The organism is Acinetobacter sp. 24-47-47, assembly GCF_057737035.1.
Window position 1 is genome coordinate 2,422,893 of sequence record NZ_CM173216.1, and the last position, 22,392, is coordinate 2,445,284.

The 22,392-nt window shown below is 42.5% G+C and carries 16 protein-coding genes, 2 tRNA genes and 3 rRNA genes; 9 read left to right on the forward strand and 12 right to left on the reverse strand.

What is annotated here, in order from left to right:
- The first annotated feature begins 79 nt into the window (after nt 1-79).
- From rplM to AC1M9E_RS11375, 6 genes are all read left to right on the forward strand, one after another.
- Nucleotides 80-508: a 50S ribosomal protein L13 gene (rplM, locus tag AC1M9E_RS11350; RefSeq protein WP_035270016.1), complete on the forward strand. Its 429-nt coding sequence runs from the start codon at nt 80-82 to the stop codon at nt 506-508.
- A 12-nt stretch (nt 509-520) separates the two neighbouring features.
- Complete coding sequence (rpsI, locus tag AC1M9E_RS11355) at nt 521-907, forward strand: 30S ribosomal protein S9 (protein WP_035270019.1); 387 nt, start codon at nt 521-523, stop codon at nt 905-907.
- Between the two features lie 276 nt (nt 908-1,183).
- The gene (locus AC1M9E_RS11360) at nt 1,184-1,555 is read left to right on the forward strand and encodes a hypothetical protein (RefSeq protein ID WP_481592322.1); all 372 of its coding nucleotides are present in this window, start codon (nt 1,184-1,186) and stop codon (nt 1,553-1,555) included.
- A 222-nt stretch (nt 1,556-1,777) separates the two neighbouring features.
- Nucleotides 1,778-2,431, forward strand: coding sequence for a glutathione S-transferase N-terminal domain-containing protein (locus tag AC1M9E_RS11365; protein ID WP_488224800.1), 654 nt, complete (start codon nt 1,778-1,780; stop codon nt 2,429-2,431).
- Nucleotides 2,432-2,452: 21 nt separating this feature from the next.
- Complete coding sequence (locus tag AC1M9E_RS11370; RefSeq protein ID WP_035269488.1) at nt 2,453-2,887, forward strand: ClpXP protease specificity-enhancing factor; 435 nt, start codon at nt 2,453-2,455, stop codon at nt 2,885-2,887.
- Nucleotides 2,888-2,908: 21 nt separating this feature from the next.
- The gene (locus tag AC1M9E_RS11375) at nt 2,909-3,559 is read left to right on the forward strand and encodes a hypothetical protein (RefSeq protein WP_481596612.1); all 651 of its coding nucleotides are present in this window, start codon (nt 2,909-2,911) and stop codon (nt 3,557-3,559) included.
- Nucleotides 3,560-3,604: 45 nt separating this feature from the next.
- On the opposite strand, the gene AC1M9E_RS11380 is transcribed toward AC1M9E_RS11375, so the two are convergent.
- The 6 genes from AC1M9E_RS11380 to AC1M9E_RS11405 form a co-directional block, all read right to left on the reverse strand.
- Complete coding sequence (locus AC1M9E_RS11380) at nt 3,605-5,554, reverse strand: acetyl/propionyl/methylcrotonyl-CoA carboxylase subunit alpha (RefSeq protein WP_488224801.1); 1,950 nt, start codon at nt 5,552-5,554, stop codon at nt 3,605-3,607.
- Nucleotides 5,555-5,637: 83 nt separating this feature from the next.
- The gene (locus AC1M9E_RS11385; protein ID WP_481588008.1) at nt 5,638-6,468 is read right to left on the reverse strand and encodes an enoyl-CoA hydratase/isomerase family protein; all 831 of its coding nucleotides are present in this window, start codon (nt 6,466-6,468) and stop codon (nt 5,638-5,640) included.
- 14 nt (nt 6,469-6,482) lie between these two features.
- Nucleotides 6,483-7,640 (reverse strand): acyl-CoA dehydrogenase family protein, encoded by a 1,158-nt coding sequence (locus AC1M9E_RS11390; protein ID WP_481592318.1) that lies wholly within the window; start codon nt 7,638-7,640, stop codon nt 6,483-6,485.
- Between the two features lie 139 nt (nt 7,641-7,779).
- A complete protein-coding gene (locus AC1M9E_RS11395) occupies nt 7,780-9,393 on the reverse strand; it encodes an acyl-CoA carboxylase subunit beta (RefSeq protein WP_481608222.1) in 1,614 nt (537 codons plus the stop codon).
- A gap of 24 nt (nt 9,394-9,417) precedes the next feature.
- The gene (locus AC1M9E_RS11400; protein WP_481608223.1) at nt 9,418-10,299 is read right to left on the reverse strand and encodes an SDR family oxidoreductase; all 882 of its coding nucleotides are present in this window, start codon (nt 10,297-10,299) and stop codon (nt 9,418-9,420) included.
- Nucleotides 10,300-10,371: 72 nt separating this feature from the next.
- On the reverse strand, nt 10,372-12,171 hold the full coding sequence (locus tag AC1M9E_RS11405) for an acyclic terpene utilization AtuA family protein (protein WP_481608224.1): 1,800 nt from the start codon (nt 12,169-12,171) through the stop codon (nt 10,372-10,374).
- A gap of 160 nt (nt 12,172-12,331) precedes the next feature.
- Here AC1M9E_RS11405 and AC1M9E_RS11410 point away from each other — a divergent pair, with 160 nt between their 5' ends.
- Nucleotides 12,332-12,934 carry a TetR/AcrR family transcriptional regulator gene (locus AC1M9E_RS11410; protein ID WP_035269534.1) on the forward strand — a complete coding sequence of 201 codons (603 nt, stop codon included), beginning with the start codon at nt 12,332-12,334 and terminating at the stop codon, nt 12,932-12,934.
- A 52-nt stretch (nt 12,935-12,986) separates the two neighbouring features.
- Here the strand turns inward: AC1M9E_RS11410 and AC1M9E_RS11415 are convergent, their stop codons facing one another.
- From AC1M9E_RS11415 to AC1M9E_RS11440, 6 genes are all read right to left on the reverse strand, one after another.
- Nucleotides 12,987-14,150, reverse strand: a complete 1,164-nt coding sequence (locus AC1M9E_RS11415) for an acyl-CoA dehydrogenase family protein (protein WP_481608225.1) — start codon at nt 14,148-14,150, stop codon at nt 12,987-12,989.
- 207 nt (nt 14,151-14,357) lie between these two features.
- Nucleotides 14,358-14,472 (reverse strand): 5S ribosomal RNA (gene rrf / locus AC1M9E_RS11420).
- Nucleotides 14,473-14,652: 180 nt separating this feature from the next.
- Nucleotides 14,653-17,544, reverse strand: a 23S ribosomal RNA gene (locus tag AC1M9E_RS11425).
- Nucleotides 17,545-17,923: 379 nt separating this feature from the next.
- Nucleotides 17,924-17,999, reverse strand: a tRNA-Ala gene (locus AC1M9E_RS11430).
- A gap of 55 nt (nt 18,000-18,054) precedes the next feature.
- Nucleotides 18,055-18,131, reverse strand: a tRNA-Ile gene (locus AC1M9E_RS11435).
- Nucleotides 18,132-18,192: 61 nt separating this feature from the next.
- Nucleotides 18,193-19,730: ribosomal RNA gene (locus AC1M9E_RS11440) — 16S ribosomal RNA — on the reverse strand.
- Together the 16S, 23S and 5S rRNA genes with 2 tRNA genes alongside form the textbook arrangement of a ribosomal RNA operon.
- Before the next feature lie 576 nt (nt 19,731-20,306).
- Between AC1M9E_RS11440 and AC1M9E_RS11445 the strand changes: the two genes are divergently transcribed.
- Entirely contained in the window at nt 20,307-21,281 is a 975-nt protein-coding gene (locus tag AC1M9E_RS11445) for an MlaA family lipoprotein (protein ID WP_481588734.1), read from the forward strand.
- 117 nt (nt 21,282-21,398) lie between these two features.
- The gene (gene gigA / locus AC1M9E_RS11450) at nt 21,399-22,367 is read left to right on the forward strand and encodes an RsbU family protein phosphatase GigA (protein ID WP_481607842.1); all 969 of its coding nucleotides are present in this window, start codon (nt 21,399-21,401) and stop codon (nt 22,365-22,367) included.
- Nucleotides 22,368-22,392: the final 25 nt, after the last annotated feature.

Below are 22,392 nucleotides of genomic sequence, written 5' to 3' on the forward strand. Positions count from 1 at the left end.
TGTTTTTCCGCTAGAATTCGCTCTCCTTTTTGTTTGGACAGATTCCACCGTCCAAACCAACTATAATAGGTAGTGGTTAATGAAAACTCTCAGCGCTAAGCCAGCTGAAGTTCAACACGACTGGTACGTTGTTGATGCTTCTGGCAAAACTTTAGGTCGTCTTGCGACTGAAATCGCACGTCGTTTACGCGGTAAGCACAAAACTTCTTATACTCCTCACGTTGACACTGGTGATTACATCGTAATTATCAATGCTGAGCAAGTTCAAGTAACTGGTAACAAGTCACTTGATAAGAAATACTATCGCCACACTGGTTTCCCTGGTGGTATCCGTGAAACTAACTTTGAAAAATTAGTTGCTCACAAGCCAGAAGAAATCTTCCAACGCGCTGTAAAAGGCATGTTGCCAAAAGGTCCTCTTGGTTATGCTATGATCAAGAAAATGAAAGTGTATGCTGGTGCTGAGCATCCTCACACAGCTCAACAGCCACAAGTTTTGGACATCTAAGGGATACAGCACATGGCTACTAACTATGGTACAGGTCGCCGTAAGACCGCAACTGCACGTGTTTTCCTATCTGCTGGTACTGGTAAACTCGTTATTAACAACCGTTCTTTAGAACAATACTTCGGTCGTGAAACTGCTCGTATGGTTGTACGTCAACCACTTGAGCTTTTAGATGCTACTGAGAAATATGACCTTTACATCACTGTTGCTGGTGGTGGTATTGGTGGTCAGGCTGGCGCAATCCGTCACGGTATTACTCGTGCATTGATCGCTGCTGATGAAACTTTAAAACCTGCTCTTCGTCAAGCTGGTTTCGTTACTCGTGATGCTCGTGAAGTTGAACGTAAGAAACTTGGTTTACGTAAAGCTCGTAAACGTCCACAATTCTCTAAACGTTAATTCGTTTTCCGAATTCGGACAAAAAAACCTTGGCTTATGCCAAGGTTTTTTTTCATCTTTATATTTTCCCTTACTCATGAAAATCAGTCGTACACGATACTTTAAAATGAATATTAAACTCTGATATCAATAAAAAGACGCTAGTTTTTATTGCTCTATTTTGACTGACTTAAACAAATATATGCTTAATCATCTATCCCAATTTGAGGATTGTTAACTTTTTACAACTTTATTACAAAATACTTACATGCAGTTTTTTAAATTAAGAGGATAAAAATGTTAAATAGGGAAATATGTTTATCATTCGCCGTAGCCGCTACAATATTAGGTACATCCAATATTGCACAAGCAAATAACTCACAATCGATAGATGCTTTAGCCGTGTGCTGGCAATCCAATACGGGTAAGCATGTTTGTGATGGACCCATACAAAGATTAATGTCTTCATATGAAAACATAAATAAAGCATTAGAGTTAGTTGGATGCTCAGATGGATACCCTGTACAAAATAACAGTCTGGTACATCGATCTTTAGGTCAAAAATTCTCAGTGGTTTACAAGTGTGGCTATAAACTTAGACCAGGCGACACAAGTGCATTAACTAACAATCGCGACGTCCGTCAATGGTGGAGTGGAATCATACATTAGTGCACAAGGCCGATTTAAAGATCGGCTTTTTACATCGCTTTGGATAAAAAAGTTAAAGATTGAATTTCAACAATACAAGGATAGAATTTAATAAAAAACGTTCCAGACATAAATACGAATCAATATAAAATCCAAGTGTTTTAATATGCACCGCTCATTAAACGATGATTTTAGCGTGCATTTTTAGTATCCTTATCTATTCATTAATACTTTGATTGGAATATGTCAGTCGAAACCACCCCATTACAAGGCATCACCATTTATAGTCATGCAGATGACTTTCGATCGCATTGGATTCGCTTCTTACTGGCAGAAAAACAAATTAAACATAATTTATTTATTGTCGACGAAGACAACGAGGATCTTGCGAGTTTAAATCCATACAATCGACTCCCGATGATGATTGAAAATGAGTTAAAACTTTTCAATACATCCATCATTTCTGAATATTTAGATGATCGCTATCGTCAGAATAAGTTATATGCAGATGCTCCTGCTCCACGTGCAGAACAACGCCAATATATATGGCGTTTTGAAAATGACTGGTTAAAACTTGCAGATGATATGATGCGCCACCCAGACACACTTGATGTTGACGCACAAAAGGCAGCTCAAAAAAAGTTAAAAGATACGCTTATCTCGCTGACACCTTTGTTTCAGCACTATCCTTATTTCATGTCTGAACAATTTACAATTTTAGATTGCATGTTGGCACCGATTTTTATACGGTTAAGAACGATGGGGATTGAGCTTCCAAAGCAACAATGCCGCCCGTTTTATTTATATTGCCAGCGTGTTTTCAGTCGTCCAGCCTTCATTAAGTCCATGACGGTTCAGGAAAAAAATCGTTATAGTCCTGAATTAAAATCCGCTTAAAAAAGCAAAAGAGTGAGTCACATGTCTGATCAAGAAATCAAATTAAGTCCAACTCGCCCGTATTTAGCACGTGCGATTTATGAATGGATTTGCGATAACAATCTCACCCCATATCTACTGGTAGATGCCACACAGCCTTATACCGATGTACCTACACAGTTCGTTCAAGACGGTCAGATTGTTTTAAATATCGTGCCACATGCTGTGCATCAACTACACATGAGCAATGAAGCGATTACCTTTTCTGCACGTTTTGGTGGTGTTTCCAAAGATATTTATGTGCCAATCAATGCTGTACTCGGGTTATATGCAAAAGAAAATGGTCAAGGATTATTCTTTGATCCTGATGAATATGCCAATGCACAAACGGATGAAAATCCGATAGAATCTAAACAGCAACAAAATCAAGAAAATGAAGCACCAAAGAAAAAACCGAGTTTAAGAATTTTGGATTGAAAAAACTTACAGGAGAGTTGAATGGCTTTTGATTTAGTACAATATTTTGCTGAGCAGACCAAAATTCAAAAGCCTCAGCTGTTGAAACAGTATCCAGCTGAACAACGGCATGAATATCTCAATGAATTAAATATCTTAGCTTTAGGTAAACTCATCAGCCTATGGCGTAAAGACGAAAAAAAAATATACCAAGAAATTCATGCCGCTGACCAACTTTATATTCAAGAAGTCGCACGGCATTTGACGACATCTCAACATAATCAGTCTACGCTGTCTCATCAAGAACTTGAAACTGCGACATCAGAGATTTTGACCTTACAGCTTAATGAACTTAAACAACTTGATGTAACAGGTCATTATCAACTACAAGGCATGAATGAATTACTTCAGGGTCAAGTTGAACATCTCTCTGGTAAAGCAAAAGATTGGGTTTGGCTAACAAATAACCTAAATGAGTTGATTGGTTCTCAACCTGTCATTCAAGAAGAGATATCATTAGACCAAACGATGAAGGAGTTTCATGATATGGTCAATCAAGTTCAACATGATCACCACGATGTTGCTGAGCCAGAAGTAGTGGCTACACCAACTTGGGCAAAAGTTTTAGAACCTGTAGTTGCGATTGCAATTCTTTGGGTGCTTTACTGTGCCGTACAAACAGTATTTGCATAAATCCGGTCATAAAAAAAGCCATCGTTAGATGGCTTTTTTTATTGCTTATTCAGCATCAACCTCAATATTCATCAAGATTTGACGTTTTTTCACTTGCTGACCAACTTGTCCTACGATTTCACCCACAACACCGTCGACATCTGACTTAATTTGCTGTTGGATTTTCATCGCTTCAAGAATCAATAATGTTTGCCCTTTAGTTACACGCTCTCCAGGTTGAGCAATGACATTTATAATTGCACCATCCATTGGGGCACGAATTTTACCATCCCCTGCCACATCGGCAGTCTCAGGTGGTAAATAGGTAATATTTTCCACCATGACGTTGCCATTCGCGCGATCTAAATAAACAAAATTACCATCAAGAACATAGTCGATTCGACGTCGAATTCCATTAATGCTATAAATCAATTGCTGTGTATTTTGCGCTACAACCTCAATCGACTGGCTTTCACCACAGGTTTCAACACTCACTGAACGACCATCACGATGCACAATGAGATCTAACTTTTGATCATCATATCGAAGTTTCAGTGGTAATGCTGAAGAAACTCCTGTGTTCCAATCTGTTTGCGCAGATGCATTTATCAACAACGCTGCAATCAATGCTAAGCTTTCTAAATTTAGACTCTGTTTATTCAAACTCACATCACTTTGGAAATGCTGTTGAATAAAACCAGTGTTCACATCACCCTCCACCACAAGTGGATGACGTAATAAGTTAACTAAAAACTCCTTATTACTGTTTACACCTAACAGTACAGAATCATTTACAGCACGTGCAAGTAAACGAATCGCATCGGTACGTGTTTTGCCATGTACGATGATTTTAGCCACCATTGGATCGTAGAATGGGCTAACTTCATCAGTTGGCATCATACCGTGATCGATACGTACGCCTTCTAAATCCGAAGGTTGCCAACGCAATACTTTGCCTGTTTGTGGTAAGAAGTCTTGGCGTGGGTCTTCTGCATATAAACGCACTTCAATGGCATGACCATTCATAGTCAATTCTTCTTGCTTGAGCGGTAATGTTTCACCGTTTGCCACACGAAGCTGCCATTCCACAAGATCAAGACCTGTAATCATCTCTGTTACAGGATGCTCTACTTGCAAACGTGTGTTCATTTCTAAGAAATAAAACTCACCTGATTGATCTAGTAAGAATTCAACCGTACCTGCACCCACATAGTTACAAGCTTTGGCTGCGGCAACTGCGGCATCACCCATGGCTTGACGTGTTTCTTGTGTCAATACTGGACATGGTGCTTCTTCAACCACTTTTTGGTGACGACGTTGAATCGAGCAATCACGTTCAAATAAATACACGTAGTTGCCATGTGTATCACCAAAGACTTGGATTTCTACATGGCGAGGCGCAATCACTGCTTTCTCGATAATCAGCTCACCCGAACCGAACGCATTTTCTGCTTCAGAACGGGCAGTTTTTAACGCTTCAAGCAAATCAGCTTCTTGATGTACAAGACGCATACCACGTCCACCACCACCTGCTGATGCTTTCACCATCAATGGGAAACCTACTTTTTTCGCTTGATCTGCTAAAAAGTCGATGTCTTGTTGGTCGCCTTCATAACCCGGTACACAGGGTACGCCTGCTTCAATCATGGCGATTTTAGACAAACGCTTGCTACCCATTAACTCAATCGCACCTGCTGGTGGACCAATAAAGGTAATGCCATTTTCTGCACATGCTGCAGCAAAATCAGTATTTTCTGATAAGAAACCATAGCCCGGATGCACGGCATCTGCGCCAGTTTTCTTACATGCTTCGATGATATTTGGAATCGATAAATAAGATTCTGATACTTTAGAAGGACCAATATAAACCGCTTCATCAGCCACTTGTACATGACGCGCATTTTTGTCGGCATCAGAGTACACAGCAACGGTTTCGTAACCTAAGACTTTTGCTGTACGCATCACACGAGCAGCAATTTCACCACGGTTTGCAACTAATACTTTTGTAAACGCCATAGTTCCACCAATTTTTTTGGCTCCTCTTGTTTTGAGGAGCGTATCCTTTTTAATTCACATTCATACAGGCGTTGGAATGTGGTTTATTCTGCCCAGCTTGGTTGGCGTTTTTGAATAAACGCCATTGTGCCTTCCATCCCTTCTGCGCTTGCCACAGCATCTGCAAATTGACGTGCTGCATCATCAAGTAACGGCCCCAATTCTTCTTTGGTGGTACGATGTAATAATGCTTTTGTTGCACGCGATGCCAATGGCGCACAGCGTTTAATTTGGGTAATGGTTTCTTCAAGTGCTGATGCAAGTTCAACTTCATCTTCAACCACTTGATGCACAATCCCCACCTCTAAAGCGGTTTGACCTTTAAAACGCATACCTAAAAGTGCTAAACGACGTGCTTGAGTTAAGCCCACACGTGTCACTACAAATGGTGCGATTTGTGCAGGTAAAATCCCTAAGCCAGTTTCAGGTAAGCCAAATTGTGCTTCTGCATGCGCAATTGCTACATCAGAGACACATGCCAAACCAAAACCACCACCAAGTACAGCACCTTCAAGTACAGCCACAACAGTTTGTGGCGCTTGATCCACTTGCTCAATCAGTGCACCAAACGTACGGTTAAAATCGGTATATGGTGTGTTATTACCCACTTCCATTGCTTTAGCACGGATCGCTGCCATATCTTTGATGTTACCACCTGCACAGAAATGACCGCCTTTACCACGCAAAATCACAGCACGTACAGATACATCATCTTTGATTGCAGCGAATACTGCTTGCATCGATTGCACCATTTTTAGGCTCATCGCATTACGGCTTTCAGGATGGTTTAACCATAAAGTTAAAATACCACCGTCTTGCTCTAGGATGATGCTGCCATCAACTTCTAAATTGGCAATTGAACTTGATAATGTCATATCAGATCTCCTGCTTATTTTTTCTTACCAGGAAGGATGTCCATCATCTTACAGATAATGCCAAGCATGATTTCATCCGCACCACCGCCAATCGAAACTAAACGACCATCACGGTAGAATTGTGCTGCTGGGTTGTCTGCCATAAAGCCATTACCACCCCAGAATTGTAAGCAGCTATCTGCAACTTCACGTGTTAAACGACCTGCTTTCAGTTTTGCCATAGACGCCATTTGCGTTACGTTTTCGCCTTCGATATGTAATTGGCAAGCACGATAGGTTAATGCTTTCAGCGCTTCAATTTCAGTCATGAGTTCTGCAAAACGGAAATGGATATATTGGTTATCAATTAATGGCTGACCAAATGTCGTACGCTCTTTAGTGTACTGAATTGTTTTTTCGATACATTGCAACATACCACCCATGGCGTTAGCAGCACCCCACATACGCTCTTCTTGGAACTGAAGCATTTGCATCATAAAGCCCATGCCTTCTTGACCCACTAAGTTACGCTGTGGCACACGTACGTTGTCAAAGAACACCTGTGCAGTGGTACTTGAACGCATACCTAACTTGTCTAATGGCTCAGAGAATGTAATACCCGGTGTATTTGCAGGAACCACAATCATTGATTTGTTAAAGTGTGGCTTACCATCAGAGGTATTCGCTAATAAACAGAAGAAGTCTGCTTGTAGAGAGTTTGTAATCCACATTTTGTGACCATTGATGATGTAATCATCACCATCTTTAGTTGCTGTGGTTTTTAGTGCTGCAACGTCAGAACCTGCTTGAACCTCAGATACTGCAATCGCTGCAACTTTTTCACCTGCAACTGCTGGCGTTAAAAACTCATCACGTAACTCTTTAGAACCAAAACGTGCAATCGCAGGCGTTGCCATATCGGTTTGTACACCCATCGCAAGTGCAACACCACCAACATTGATACGACCTAATTCTTCTGCAACCACCAAGTTATAAGAATAATCGAGTGCCAAACCGCCGTTTTCTTCAGGTTTACAGATACCCAATAAACCCAAATCACCCATTTTTTTGAATACTTCGTGGATTGGGAAACGACCTGCTTTTTCCCATTCTGCTGTAAATGGGTTGATTTCGTTTTCTACAAATTGACGTGTTGTACGGCGTAGCGCTTCATGTTCTTCAGTAAATTTCATTTTTGTCTTCCTTAAAATTTCAATATTTTTTTTTAATCTTTAATCTCCCTTGCGAAGCCATGCTTCTCACCACTTTAAAAAGAGGGGGAATTCCTCACTTTTCACAGGGATGAGGAATATATTCCGCAAGAGGGATTTATTAGAATCTTGGTACACCAAAACGTGTTGGGTTCAGTTCACGTGCTTGTGATTCGTTAATCGTTTGCAACAAGAAAATCAACAGTTTACGTGTATCACGTGGGTCGATAATGCCATCATCATGCAACATCGCTGTGTTGAATAATGCGGTCGATTGCGACTCCAATTTCATTGCTGTCGATTGTTCTAAGAAATCTAACATTTGCTCATTTGGCTCCATGCCAGATTCACGTTGTTTCGCTTCCGCAACAATACGAAGTACCTTACCTGCTTGCGCACCACCCATCACCGCAACACGAGAGTTCGGCCATGAGAAAATAAATTGTGGGCCAAGTGGACGACCACACATCGCATAGTTACCTGCACCATATGAACCATGGGCAATGATCGAGATCTTCGGCACTGTACAGTTGGCAACAGCTTGGATCAGTTTAGAACCATGTTTGATGATGCCGTTTTGTTCTGCATCTGTACCCACCATAAAGCCTGTGGTGTTATGCAAGAATAAAATTGGGCGACGTGTTTGTTCACATAACTGAATAAACTGCGCTGCTTTTGCTGCACCTTGTGGGGTAATTGGGCCATTATTGGTGATGATACCTAAATGCATACCACCAATTTGCGACCAACCACATACCGTATGTGAGTCATACTCATTTTTAAATTCGAAGAAATCAGAATCATCAACAATACGAGCAATGATTTCTTTCATATCCAAAGGTTGTTTTGGATCTGATGGAATGATGCCAAGCAATTCTTCTGCTGAGTAACGTGGCTCTTTATATTCTGGAATATCAAGCTTAACTTGTTCTTTCCAGTTTAAATGTTTAAAGATTTCACGTGCGATACGGATACCATCAGCATCATTTTCTGCCAAGTATTCTGCTGTACCTGCCACTTGTGCATGCATTTCTGCACCACCCAATTCTTCAGCAGTTGCGACTTCACCTGTTGCAGCCAATAATAATGGCGGCCCTGCAAGCAACATTTCAGTTTGCTTACGTACCGTAATTACGTAATCAGATAAACCTGGTTGGTATGCTCCACCTGCTGTTGCGTTACCATGTACTACAGAGATTTGTGGAATCCCTTTCGCAGATAAACGTGCTTGGTTGGCAAATGTTGTACCACCGGCAGTAAATACTTCTGCTGCGTAGTTTAAGTTTGCACCACCACTTTCTGCCAAAGTAATGATTGGTAATTTTTGCTCTAAAGCAATTTGGTGTAAACGTAAGCTTTTGTGTACGCCCATTGGTGCAATTGTACCGCCTTTGATCGCGCTGTTATTCGCAGCCACCATACAACGTGTACCGTTTACAAAACCAATCCCTGCAATGATCCCACCACCTGCTTCTGAACCATCTTTATCATCATGCATCTTGTAACCCACAAGACCACATAACTCTACAAATGGAGAATCTGCATCTAACAATAAACGTACACGTTCATGCGGTAAGATTTTGCCTTTTTTATCAAACTTTGGCTTTGCTTTATATGAGCGATCTAATGCGCTTTGTTGAATAGCACGAATTTCTGCGAGTTGCTCAAGTAGTTTGGCTTTATTCTGTTCAAATACTTCACTTCCTACTGCAACTTCGGACTGAATCACCGCCATACAGTTTCCTCCTTGTAATCTGAATTACTTTTTGTCTTCTTTTTTCTTTAATACTTCTGGAATAAATGCACGGTGGAAGCCATTATACGACTCACTATTATTCGCAGATGATAATGGGAATACGCGTGTCCCTTGTGATGCAGCACCGTCAATGCGTACCGTCATACCTGAAACAAAGTTGGCTGCTTCAGAGAGTAAATACACAATCGCTGAAGAGACTTCCGATTCTGTTCCCATACGTTGTAAAGGCACATTGCTTGAAAGATTAGGGATAATAAATTCCGCCACAGGGCCAGAATACGTATCCATGCCTGATGAGATAATCCAACCCGGTGCCACACAGTTTACGCGTACACCTGATTTACCCCATTCTACCGCAGCCGTTTTGGTCAAGTTATCAACACCTGAACGTGCTGCACCCGAATGACCCATGCCCGGCATACCGCCCCACATATCTGCTGCCATATTCACAATAGCGCCACCATTTTTTGCCATCCACTGGTTATAGGCTTCACGCATTAAAAAGAATGTTGCGTGTAAGTTATTACGGATGACCGCATCAAAACCATTGGCAGAAATACTTTCTAAAGTCGATGGGAACTGACCACCTGCATTGTTCACTAAACCATCGATGCGACCAAATTTTTCGATCACCTCGCTAATCATATTCTTCACTTGTTCTTCTTCGCGGTTATCACACACGATGCCATGTGCACGTCCGCCATCTTCAGTGATCTCAGCAATCACTTTTTCAAGTTTTTCGATCTTACGACCTGTAATCACCACTTGCGCACCAAGTGATGCAAGCTCATGTGCCGTACAACGACCAATGCCCGAGCCACCACCTGTCACAATCACGACTTTGCCAGCGAATGCATCATTTCTAAAAATTGATTGATAACCCATTGCGCATACTTCCATTTTTAATTGATGTAAATTATTTTGAATTGGGCACCGTCTCGATGCCCAAATCTGTGCTTACAGTAAATCTGCAGGCACTTTCACTGGCATATCTAACAATTGCTGTGCAAAGGCTTTACCTTGTGGGTCAATACGTAAGCTCGCTACACCACCACCGCCAAGTGCATCAATTAACAAGAAGTTAAGTGCATTTAAACCCGGCAATTCATAGCGACGAACTTCGCCACCTTCACCGCCTTCAAATACATGCTTCATATATTCAGCAACATTGGCTTCCGTTAAAGATGCACGAATCCAAGGTAAGAATTCTGGTTTACGTGCAAGCACACCGATGTTGCTGTAATTACCTTTGTCACCACTACGTGCATGTGCCACTTCAACCAATGGCACTTCAATTTCGTTACCTGTTAAAGTTGCGACTTCACCTGCAGGGATTGTTGGAATTTCTGCAAGTGGCTCACCATGTGGTACATCAACTTTATGACGCTCACCATTGATATCTACTTCAACATTTAGTTGAGATTTTTCTACCAAGAACGAGAATAATTTAATCACTGGAGATGGTTTTGGACGACCACCCACAATACCTGTTAATGCAGGTGCCATACCTGTGGATGCTTGTGCAATCTCAGAAGCAAAGAACATACATGCTTCTTTAAACATATGTTTAACGGCAATTTTCACCACAACTTCACGTGGTTTTTGTACACGGCGGTTTGCACCATACGTTGTTTCTGTACCTAAAATCTCAATTGATTTTTCAGTAAATGGGGGAATCGAACGAAGTGCCATCACACGTTCAACTTTATTTAAAATCGCGTTTGATACGGCATAGGCTTTTTCTTCTGCATCTTGTCCTGCAAGTAAGAAACTCACCAACACACGGTTACCATCAGGATATGTCGTGCTTACTTTATAGTGCTGTGTTGGCGCTGTACCTTTTGCACCTGTTACCAATACACGATGCTCGCCTACTTGCTCAAGTTTGACTTGGCTAAAATCAGCAGTCACATCAGGCAATAAATAAGCTTGTGGGTGACCGATTTCATACACAATTTGCTCGCCCACTGTACCTGTAGACACTAAACCACCTGTACCATTTGGCTTGGTGACGATAAATGATGAATCTGCTTTTACCTCAACAATTGGGAAGCCCATGTTGTCAAAGCCTTCAACCAAACGCCAATCTGTGAAGTTACCGCCAGTACACTGTGCACCACACTCAATCACGTGACCTGCAAGCGCCGCTTGTGCCAATTTGTCGTAATCTGCTAAATCCCATTTATATTCGTGCAATAAAGGCCCAATCACCACAGCCGAATCCACCACTCGACCTGTAATCACAATATCTGCACCTAAATCTAAAGCATCACGAATCGCCACAGCACCTAGGTAAGCATTGCTACTTGCAACATGCGCAGGCAAAGGCTCGCCCGTAAACATTTCTTTGGTGCCTTGCTTTTGCAATTCACTTTGCTTATCCATTAAATCATCGCCTAAAACGACTGCAACTTTTAAATCTAAACCAGCATTTACAATCACTTGTTGTAAGGCATCACGACACGCCAATGGATTAACACCACCTGCATTGCTCACCACTTTAATTTTTTTATCGGCAATTTTTTTGATGAGCGGTGTCATAACACGACTAACAAAGTCCAATGCATATCCATGAGAAGGATCTTTCATTTTGGCTTTTGCCATGATAGACATGGTGATTTCTGAAAGATAATCAAATACTAAATAGTTAATATCCGACATGTGTACCAATTGAAATGCAGCTGTGTTGGTATCTCCCCAGAAACCTGAAGCACAGCCAATTTTTACAATTTTTTGTTCGTCCTGAATATTTGTCATAACCATCTCATTATTCTGTTTAGAATTTGAGCTTAATCTACCAAGCAAGCGCTTGGTTTGTAAAGTGCAAAATGTTATTATTATTTGCAAATCTGCTTATTGCGCTAAAATTTGCATGGAAGCAACGCGTTTAGAAAACAAAATAGGATAAAATAACAAGATGATCGCGACCTCTATTGACCAAATTCAACCAATAGCCTGCTTTGACGATACACCACGTGGTCGTTTACTTTTGGGGGCAGCTTATTTATTCCATAAACAAGGTTATGCCAAAACCACTGTTCGTGAACTCGCACAGTTTATTGGCATCCAATCTGGAAGTTTATTTCATCATTTCAAAACCAAAGACGATATTTTGGCGCATGTGATGGAACAAACCATCATTTACAATCACGCTTGCCTTGAAAGTGCCATATCCACTTCAGACCATCCAGAGCAACAACTCAAGGCTCTGATTAAAGCTGAACTCGATGCGATCTCTGGGGATACAGGTTCCGCTATGGCTGTATTGGTCTATGAATGGTTTTCACTTTCTGAGGAAAATCAGAAGAAACTATTAAAATTAAGAAATGATTATGAAGGGATATGGCTGAGTGTCATCAAGGTATTACATGACAAAGGCAAAATTAAGCACGATCCTTTTATCTGGCGAAGACTGATTGGTGGTTCAATCGCTTGGACCGTAACTTGGTACAATCCAGAAGGGAAAATGTCACTTGATGAGTTAACCAATATCGTCTGGGATATGGCAATGAATGCTTAACTTTATATCTGATCAATTAAAAAAGGTGGCTTAATCCACCTTTTTATTTCTTTTAGAAGCCCAGCTGTCGGCTTGCCAAATCTTTCATAATTTCCTCAGCTCCACCGCCTATCATATTCACTTTAACTTCGCGATATATACGTTCAGATTTCATGCCACGCATAAAGCCCATGCCACCTAGTGTTTGAACGGCTGCATCAGCACAGAATTGCATAGTTTGCGTTGCTACGTTTTTGAGCATACAAATTTGTGCAATCATTTCATTCCCTTGAAGTTCAGGACGACCCATTTTATATGCCGTATCTTCAAGTAAAGCACGAGTCGTTTGTAAACGTGTTGCCATATCTACCAATTTATGACGAACAACTTGATGATCTACCAAGCGTTTACCAAAAGTACGTCGCTGTTGAGCCCAATCTAGAGCTTCTTCATAACAAACTTTTGCATAACCATAACTACTCGCAGCCAAGAAAAAACGTTCCATATTGAAGTTATTCATGATAACAAAGAAACCCATATTCTCAGGACCAATCAAATTTCTTGCAGGCACTTTAACTTCATCGAAGTGTAGATGAGCGGTATCAGAAGCCCACCATCCCATTTTATCTAACTTCGTTTTTGTAATACCTGGTGTATGGGCATCAATCAGTAGCATTGAGATACCATTGGGTCCTTTTCCTTCAGGATCAGTTCGAACGGCAACGGTATAGTAATCAGCGCGAATACCAGAAGTAATAAAGGTTTTTTCGCCACTGACTACATAGTAATCACCTTCTTTTACTGCTTTTGTTTTAAGTGCTGCAACATCAGACCCCCCTCCCGGTTCTGTTATTGCTAATGCCGAAATCTTCTCACCTGATAAGATTTGTGGCAAAACCTCTGCTTTCACCTCTTCACTTGCAAAGCTATTGATTGGCGGTGCACCGATCATATGTGAAAGTAATGAAGCGATTAACCCTCCTGATGCAGCCTTTGCCAACTCCACACACCCCAATAAAGTATAGAATGCATCTGTATCAGGGATACCACCGTATTTTTCATCAAAACCTGATGCCATCAATCCAACTTCTGCAGCTTTTTTGTAGAGTTCTCGTGGAAAAGATTCGGCTTCATCCCACTCATTTACATAGGGAATAATTTCTTTTTCTACAAATTTTTTTACTGCATCTGCAAATGCAAAGTGTTCATCTGTGTAATAGATCGGATTGTATTGCATCAACTATGTCCCTGAAATTATTTAAATCCTCATAGGCATACTGACATTTATTGTTGTTTTTTTAATTGCAAGAATCATCAATCTTTTGGCATAAATTAACTGAATGGAGCTTCTTATTTAAGTTAAAAGGATTTAATTATTTTCAAATTCATTCTTTACTGCATAAAAAAACACCCCCTTGTATTGAAGGGGGTGTTTAGAATAATGAGCTGGCGATGACTTACTCTCACATGGGTAACCCCACACTACCATCAGCGCTAAGAGGTTTCACTTCTGAGTTCGGGAAGGGATCAGGTGGTTCACTCTTGCTATTGTCGCCAGCACAACTGTTGTGACTTTGCTTGGGTCTTATTCGCATATATTGTTTGCGTGCCTTTGCTTGGTCAAAGAAGTTATTAACAGCTATTTGAGTTGCTTTAGTTTGTGCAGTTTAGCGTTTTATCTAACTAAATCAAGTTATTTGTCATGATTTGAACCACAACACCAACTGTTTGGGTGTTGTATAGTCAAGCCTCACGAGTAATTAGTATTGGTCAGCTTCATACGTCACCGTACTTCCACATCCAACCTATCAACGTTGTAGTCTTCAACGGCTCTTTAGAGGACATAAAGTCCTTGGGAAATCTAATCTTGAGGTAGGCTTCCCGCTTAGATGCTTTCAGCGGTTATCCCTTCCGAACATAGCTACCCGGCGATGCGACTGGCGTCACAACCGGTACACCAGAGGTTCGTCCACTCTGGTCCTCTCGTACTAGGAGCAGATCCTCTCAAATTTCCAACGCCCACGGTAGATAGGGACCGAACTGTCTCACGACGTTCTAAACCCAGCTCGCGTACCTCTTTAAATGGCGAACAGCCATACCCTTGGGACCTGCTTCAGCCCCAGGATGAGATGAGCCGACATCGAGGTGCCAAACACCGCCGTCGATATGAACTCTTGGGCGGTATCAGCCTGTTATCCCCAGAGTACCTTTTATCCGTTGAGCGATGGCCCTTCCATACAGAACCACCGGATCACTAAGACCTACTTTCGTACCTGCTCGACTTGTGGGTCTCGCAGTTAAGCGCGCTTTTGCCTTTATACTCTACGCGTGATTTCCGACCACGCTGAGCGCACCTTCGTACTCCTCCGTTACTCTTTAGGAGGAGACCGCCCCAGTCAAACTACCCACCAGACATGGTCCTCGCTCCAGATAATGGAGCAGAGTTAGAACCTCAATATTACCAGGGTGGTATTTCAAGGACGGCTCCATAGAAACTGGCGTTTCTACTTCAAAGCCTCCCACCTATCCTACACAAGTAAGATCAAAGTTCAATGTCAAGCTGCAGTAAAGGTTCACGGGGTCTTTCCGTCTAGCCGCGGGTACACCGCATCTTCACGGCGAATTCGATTTCACTGAGCCTCTGCTGGAGACAGCGCCGCCATCATTATGCCATTCGTGCAGGTCGGAACTTACCCGACAAGGAATTTCGCTACCTTAGGACCGTTATAGTTACGGCCGCCGTTTACTGGGGCTTCGATCAAGAGCTTCGCTTACGCTAACCCCATCAATTAACCTTCCAGCACCGGGCAGGCATCACACCCTATACGTCCACTTTCGTGTTTGCAGAGTGCTATGTTTTTAATAAACAGTTGCAGCGGCCTGGTTTCTGAGGCTGCCAGTAGCTCAAGGAGCAAGTCCTATCACCGCCGGCAGCGTACCTTCTCCCGAAGTTACGGTACCATTTTGCCTAGTTCCTTCAGCAGAGTTCTCTCAAGCGCTTTGGTCTACTCGACCTGACCACCTGTGTCGGTTTCGGGTACGATTCCTGTGTAACTGAAGCTTAGAGACTTTTCCTGGAAGTATGGTATCAGCCACTTCGCTAGTAAACTAGCTTGCTATCGATTCTCAGCATAGAGTACCCCGGATTTGCCTAAGATACATGCCTACAATCTTCCACCTGGACAACCAACGCCAGGCTGACTTAACCTTCTCCGTCCTCTCATCGCATTACACAGAAGTATTGGAATATTAACCAATTTCCCATCGACTACGCCTCTCGGCCTCGCCTTAGGGGTCGACTCACCCAGCCCCGATTAACGTTGGACTGGAACCCTTGGTCTTTCAGCGAACGGGTTTTTCACCCGTTTTATCGTTACTCACGTCAGCATTCGCACTTCTGATACCTCCAGCAGACTTCTCAATCCACCTTCATCGGCTTACAGAACGCTCCCCTACCACTTGCAATAAATTGCAAATCCGCAGCTTCGGTACATAGTTTTAGCCCCGTTACATCTTCCGCGCAGGCCGACTCGACTAGTGAGCTATTACGCTTTCTTTAAAGGGTGGCTGCTTCTAAGCCAACCTCCTAGCTGTCTATGCCTTCCCACATCGTTTCCCACTTAACTATGATTTAGGGACCTTAGCTGGCGGTCTGGATTGTTTTCCTCTTGACTACGGACGTTAGCACCCGCAGTCTGTCTCCCGGATAGTACTCATTGGTATTCGGAGTTTGCATCGGTTTGGTAAGTCGGGATGACCCCCTAGCCGAAACAGTGCTCTACCCCCAATGGTATTCGTCCGAGGCGCTACCTAAATAGCTTTCGGGGAGAACCAGCTATCACCAGGCTTGATTAGCCTTTCACCCCTATCCACAAGTCATCCCCTGGCTTTTCAACGACAGTGGGTTCGGTCCTCCAGTAAGTGTTACCTCACCTTCAACCTGCTCATGGATAGATCGCCTGGTTTCGGGTCTACACCCAGCAACTAAACGCCCTATTAAGACTCGATTTCTCTACGGCTCCCCTATTCGGTTAACCTTGCTACTGAATGTAAGTCGCTGACCCATTATACAAAAGGTACGCAGTCACATCACGAAGATGCTCCCACTGCTTGTATGCATGCGGTTTCAGGATCTATTTCACTCCCCTCACAGGGGTTCTTTTCGCCTTTCCCTCACGGTACTGGTTCACTATCGGTCAGTCAGGAGTATTTAGCCTTGGAGGATGGTCCCCCCATATTCAGACAAGGTTTCACGTGCCCCGCCCTACTCGACATCATCATGTAAGCCCTTTCGTGTACAGGACTATCACCTACTATGGTTGCACTTCCCAGAGCATTCCACTAAAGCTTACATAACTTAATGGGCTTTTCCCCTTTCGCTCGCCGCTACTGAGGGAATCTCAATTGATTTCTTTTCCTACGGGTACTGAGATGTTTCACTTCCCCGCGTTTGCCTTGCAACACTATGTATTCATGTTGCAATACCTATCTTATGATAGGTGGGTTCCCCCATTCAGATATCTCCGGATCACAGGATATTTGCCGCCTCCCCGGAGCTTTTCGCAGGCTATCACGTCTTTCATCGCCTCTGACTGCCAAGGCATCCACCACATGCACTTAATTACTTGACTATACAACCCCAAACAGTCGTTCGATCCTACAAGTAGATCGTTCAACATTACAGTTTGAAGTACTGTGTATCTAAACACTGTACAGCTTCAATTCAAATTCATATACCAAAACGCTTGATTCAGTTAATTTCGCTAGTTCTCATTTCAATCACTTCAACTCAATAACTTACGTTATCTCGTTTCCGCTCTTTCTATGAGTATGAACAAATTATTTCAACTCAAATATATGCTGTTAATGATTCACTACGTCTTCGTCAGATCGCAGTCAACTGTGATAAATCACAGAGCTTAATAATCAAGGCGTGCAGTATACACAGCTTTATTACTAAGCTCTATAAGCTATCAACTCGTTTGCTTACTACGTATTCGAATGAATACGTGGTGGAGACTAGGAGAGTCGAACTCCTGACCTCCTGCGTGCAAAGCAGGCGCTCTACCAACTAAGCTAAGTCCCCAGCTTATCATTTAGATCAATGTATCTTTCTTCTGTATGAATTGCTTCGTCAGTAGTGGTGGGTCTGACAAGACTTGAACTTGTGACCCCACGCTTATCAAGCGTGTGCTCTAACCAACTGAGCTACAGACCCTCAGATACATCGTCATGAAGAACAACTTGTTGTGGATTCTTACCAATCGTCAATCTTTCGTTAAGGAGGTGATCCAGCCGCAGGTTCCCCTACGGCTACCTTGTTACGACTTCACCCCAGTCATCGGCCACACCGTGGTAAGCGTCCTCCTTACGGTTAGACTACCTACTTCTGGTGCAACAAACTCCCATGGTGTGACGGGCGGTGTGTACAAGGCCCGGGAACGTATTCACCGCGGCATTCTGATCCGCGATTACTAGCGATTCCGACTTCATGGAGTCGAGTTGCAGACTCCAATCCGGACTACGATCGGCTTTTTGAGATTAGCATCCTATCGCTAGGTAGCAACCCTTTGTACCGACCATTGTAGCACGTGTGTAGCCCTGGTCGTAAGGGCCATGATGACTTGACGTCGTCCCCGCCTTCCTCCAGTTTGTCACTGGCAGTATCCTTAAAGTTCCCGGCTTAACCCGCTGGCAAATAAGGAAAAGGGTTGCGCTCGTTGCGGGACTTAACCCAACATCTCACGACACGAGCTGACGACAGCCATGCAGCACCTGTATGTAAGTTCCCGAAGGCACCAATCCATCTCTGGAAAGTTCTTACTATGTCAAGACCAGGTAAGGTTCTTCGCGTTGCATCGAATTAAACCACATGCTCCACCGCTTGTGCGGGCCCCCGTCAATTCATTTGAGTTTTAGTCTTGCGACCGTACTCCCCAGGCGGTCTACTTATCGCGTTAGCTGCGCCACTAAAGCCTCAAAGGCCCCAACGGCTAGTAGACATCGTTTACGGCATGGACTACCAGGGTATCTAATCCTGTTTGCTCCCCATGCTTTCGTACCTCAGCGTCAGTATTAGGCCAGATGGCTGCCTTCGCCATCGGTATTCCTCCAGATCTCTACGCATTTCACCGCTACACCTGGAATTCTACCATCCTCTCCCATACTCTAGCTTCCCAGTATCGAATGCAATTCCCAAGTTAAGCTCGGGGATTTCACATCCGACTTAAAAAGCCGCCTACGCACGCTTTACGCCCAGTAAATCCGATTAACGCTCGCACCCTCTGTATTACCGCGGCTGCTGGCACAGAGTTAGCCGGTGCTTATTCTGCGAGTAACGTCCACTATCCAAGAGTATTAATCTTAGTAGCCTCCTCCTCGCTTAAAGTGCTTTACAACCAAAAGGCCTTCTTCACACACGCGGCATGGCTGGATCAGGCTTCCGCCCATTGTCCAATATTCCCCACTGCTGCCTCCCGTAGGAGTCTGGGCCGTGTCTCAGTCCCAGTGTGGCGGATCATCCTCTCAGACCCGCTACAGATCGTCGCCTTGGTAGGCCTTTACCCCACCAACTAGCTAATCCGACTTAGGCTCATCTATTAGCGCAAGGCCCGAAGGTCCCCTGCTTTCTCCCGTAGGACGTATGCGGTATTAGCATCCCTTTCGAGATGTTGTCCCCCACTAATAGGCAGATTCCTAAGCATTACTCACCCGTCCGCCGCTAGGTCCAGTAGCAAGCTACCTTCCCCCGCTCGACTTGCATGTGTTAAGCCTGCCGCCAGCGTTCAATCTGAGCCATGATCAAACTCTTCAGTTTAAAATCAATAGTACCTAAAGGGTACCAATCTTGGCTCATCAATTACTGACAAAAAATTTGCTCAAATAAACTTCGAGAAATTTCTACCAATTATTAATGATAATATATATCGATCAATCAACCAGTAAAAATCCACACAAGTTGTTCTTCATAATCTCTTAATGATCTTCTTAATGCTTCGTCAGCATCAAGCTAGGTCGGCTATATTACCCTTTCTTTTCAGAAAGTCAACTAGCAATGTTAATTTATTTTCTAACTCATTCTCAAAACTTAGATCCAACATATTCAGCTAAATCCTTGTTTTTCAACAAGTTTTAATCAACATCACCGCCGATGGATGTGCATTCTACAGTATTTCATATCCAATGCAACCTCTTTTTTAAAATTTAATTATATTTTCTTAACAAGTGATTATATTTTCTACAAAATCACTCTTTTTTCACGGTTAATTCACATTTTTTGTGCAAATATACTTTAGTAAACTGCTTTCAACTCTCGCTATAATGGCGTTATTCTGTTCGTACTTACTATTTATTTAATAAGACTAATATTCAGCTTTTATTCTAGGATGTTTTTATGCAGTACTCTCAACTTATTTGGGTCAGTATGTTAAGTATTGGTTTAGCAGCACCCGCTTACGCCAAACAACCTGAGATTGCAGGCAATAAAATTGCTGACGATACTGCATTATCAACATCTGATAAGTTGTCTACCTCAAATGATAATAACCAGCCTTTAAACAACGATATTGCTAAGGCTTCACAACCAGCTTTAGAAAATTCAGTTAACACCAATGGATCTATCAAAGATTTAAAAAATTTAAAAATTGATAATTTCAAAGTCAATGCAACAGCAGCATTACCTGAAAATGAAAAAGATCCACTTCAACCTTTAAACAGACAAATCTACGCATTTAATGATGTTGTCGATCAAAATGTCTTGCGCCCTATAGCCGTGCAGTACGCTGATAAAGTTCCAGAACAAGTTAGAGATTCATTACGTGGCTTCCGAGACAATTTGGGTGAGCCATGGAATGCTGTAAATCAGGTTGCTCAAGGTCGCTTTAAACGTGCCGCACAAACGTTTGGTCGTTTTACATTAAATACAATTACAACGCTTGGTTTCGCTGATCCTGCACGTCGCTTATCTCTGCCAATGGAAGATGAGGATTTTGGAACTACTCTAGGCTATTACGGTGTCCCTTCTGGTCCTTACCTCGTTCTTCCTTTTATGGGACCAAGCACCTTCCGTGATACTGTTGGTCGCGTAGTAGATAGTCAGGCACGCCCTCAAAAATATTTACTCGATGGTCATGATCGCATCTATTATAGTGACTGGGCACTTAGCGCATTAGATACACGTGCTCAACTTTTAGAGATTGAACAAGTCTTGCAAGGTGACAAGTATGCAGCAATGCGTGATGCCTACTTACAACGAAAAAACTATGTTATTGCTGAAAAACGCGGTCTAGAAACGGGTTCTGGACTATTTATTGAAGATGATTTTTCAGATGATGAATCCTTCATGGATGAGTCTATGGAATCCGAATAGAAGCCATATGCAAGTTAAAGTCTAAATCTTCTGTTTTTAGACTTTAACTTGGCGTTCGATATAAGTTCGTCTAAGATAGTTTTATAAATAAAGCATTTAGGATTGATTCTTTCATCTATGTATTTCATTCAACCCACTCGTGACATCCATCTTCTAGATAGCGTTCTAGAGGCTCTGCCGAGTTTACAAATGATTCATATAGATGATCTTCATCTTTACGATTCAACCATCATTGCCATTAGTGATGTTAATGATTTTCTGCAATTTAAATGGACTCTCCCTACGATCGTGATAGGTCATGCAGATGAGGGACTTCAACTCTCGCAAGCATGGGAACTTGGTGCACTCGCTGGCTGGATTTGGGATCGTCTTCCAAAAGACCTCGCAAAATCGATTGCTAAAATCGAAGCAAAATACAAACGTAATCAGGACAGCCGCGACCTGCCCTCCGCAGCCGAATTACAAAAAAAACTATTACCCAACCCAATCGACCTGCTTAATTATGAAGTCGAGACTTTATTTCAACCGTCTGCTTATTTATCTGGTGATTGGTATGATTATTGGAAACTCAGTGATCGTGAAATTTTATTTTATCTCGCGGATGTTTCTGGGCATGGTGTAACAAGCTCACTTCTTACCTCTTGGATGGCTGCATTTCACGGTAGATCGAAAACCCCACGAGAACTCCTCAAAAAACTTAATGGCATGCTTTTACAAGAGAACATCGAAAAGCATATTACAATGATTGCAGGCACATTGAATCTAGAGACCCACCAGCTTAAGTGGTCAAGCGCAGGGCATTACCCTCCAGCAATTATCTTTGAACCTAATCAGGATGCTCGCATCCTCAACACCAGCAGCTTTCCCTTAGGTCTTACTGAAGATCTCGAAATTGAAGAGTTTGAATGTACGTTGAATCGTGGAGCTCGTTTTATTATTTGCTCAGATGGTGCACTTGAACCTTTTGATGGTGGATTGAATGAACAATTTACACAATTGGTCTATCACTTGCAAAATCAATCATTCGAAGTTCCTGAACATGTTGCAGATGATATTGCAATACTCAGCTTCCAACGTCTAAATTAAGTTAATAATCAATAGTGTAGCTGTT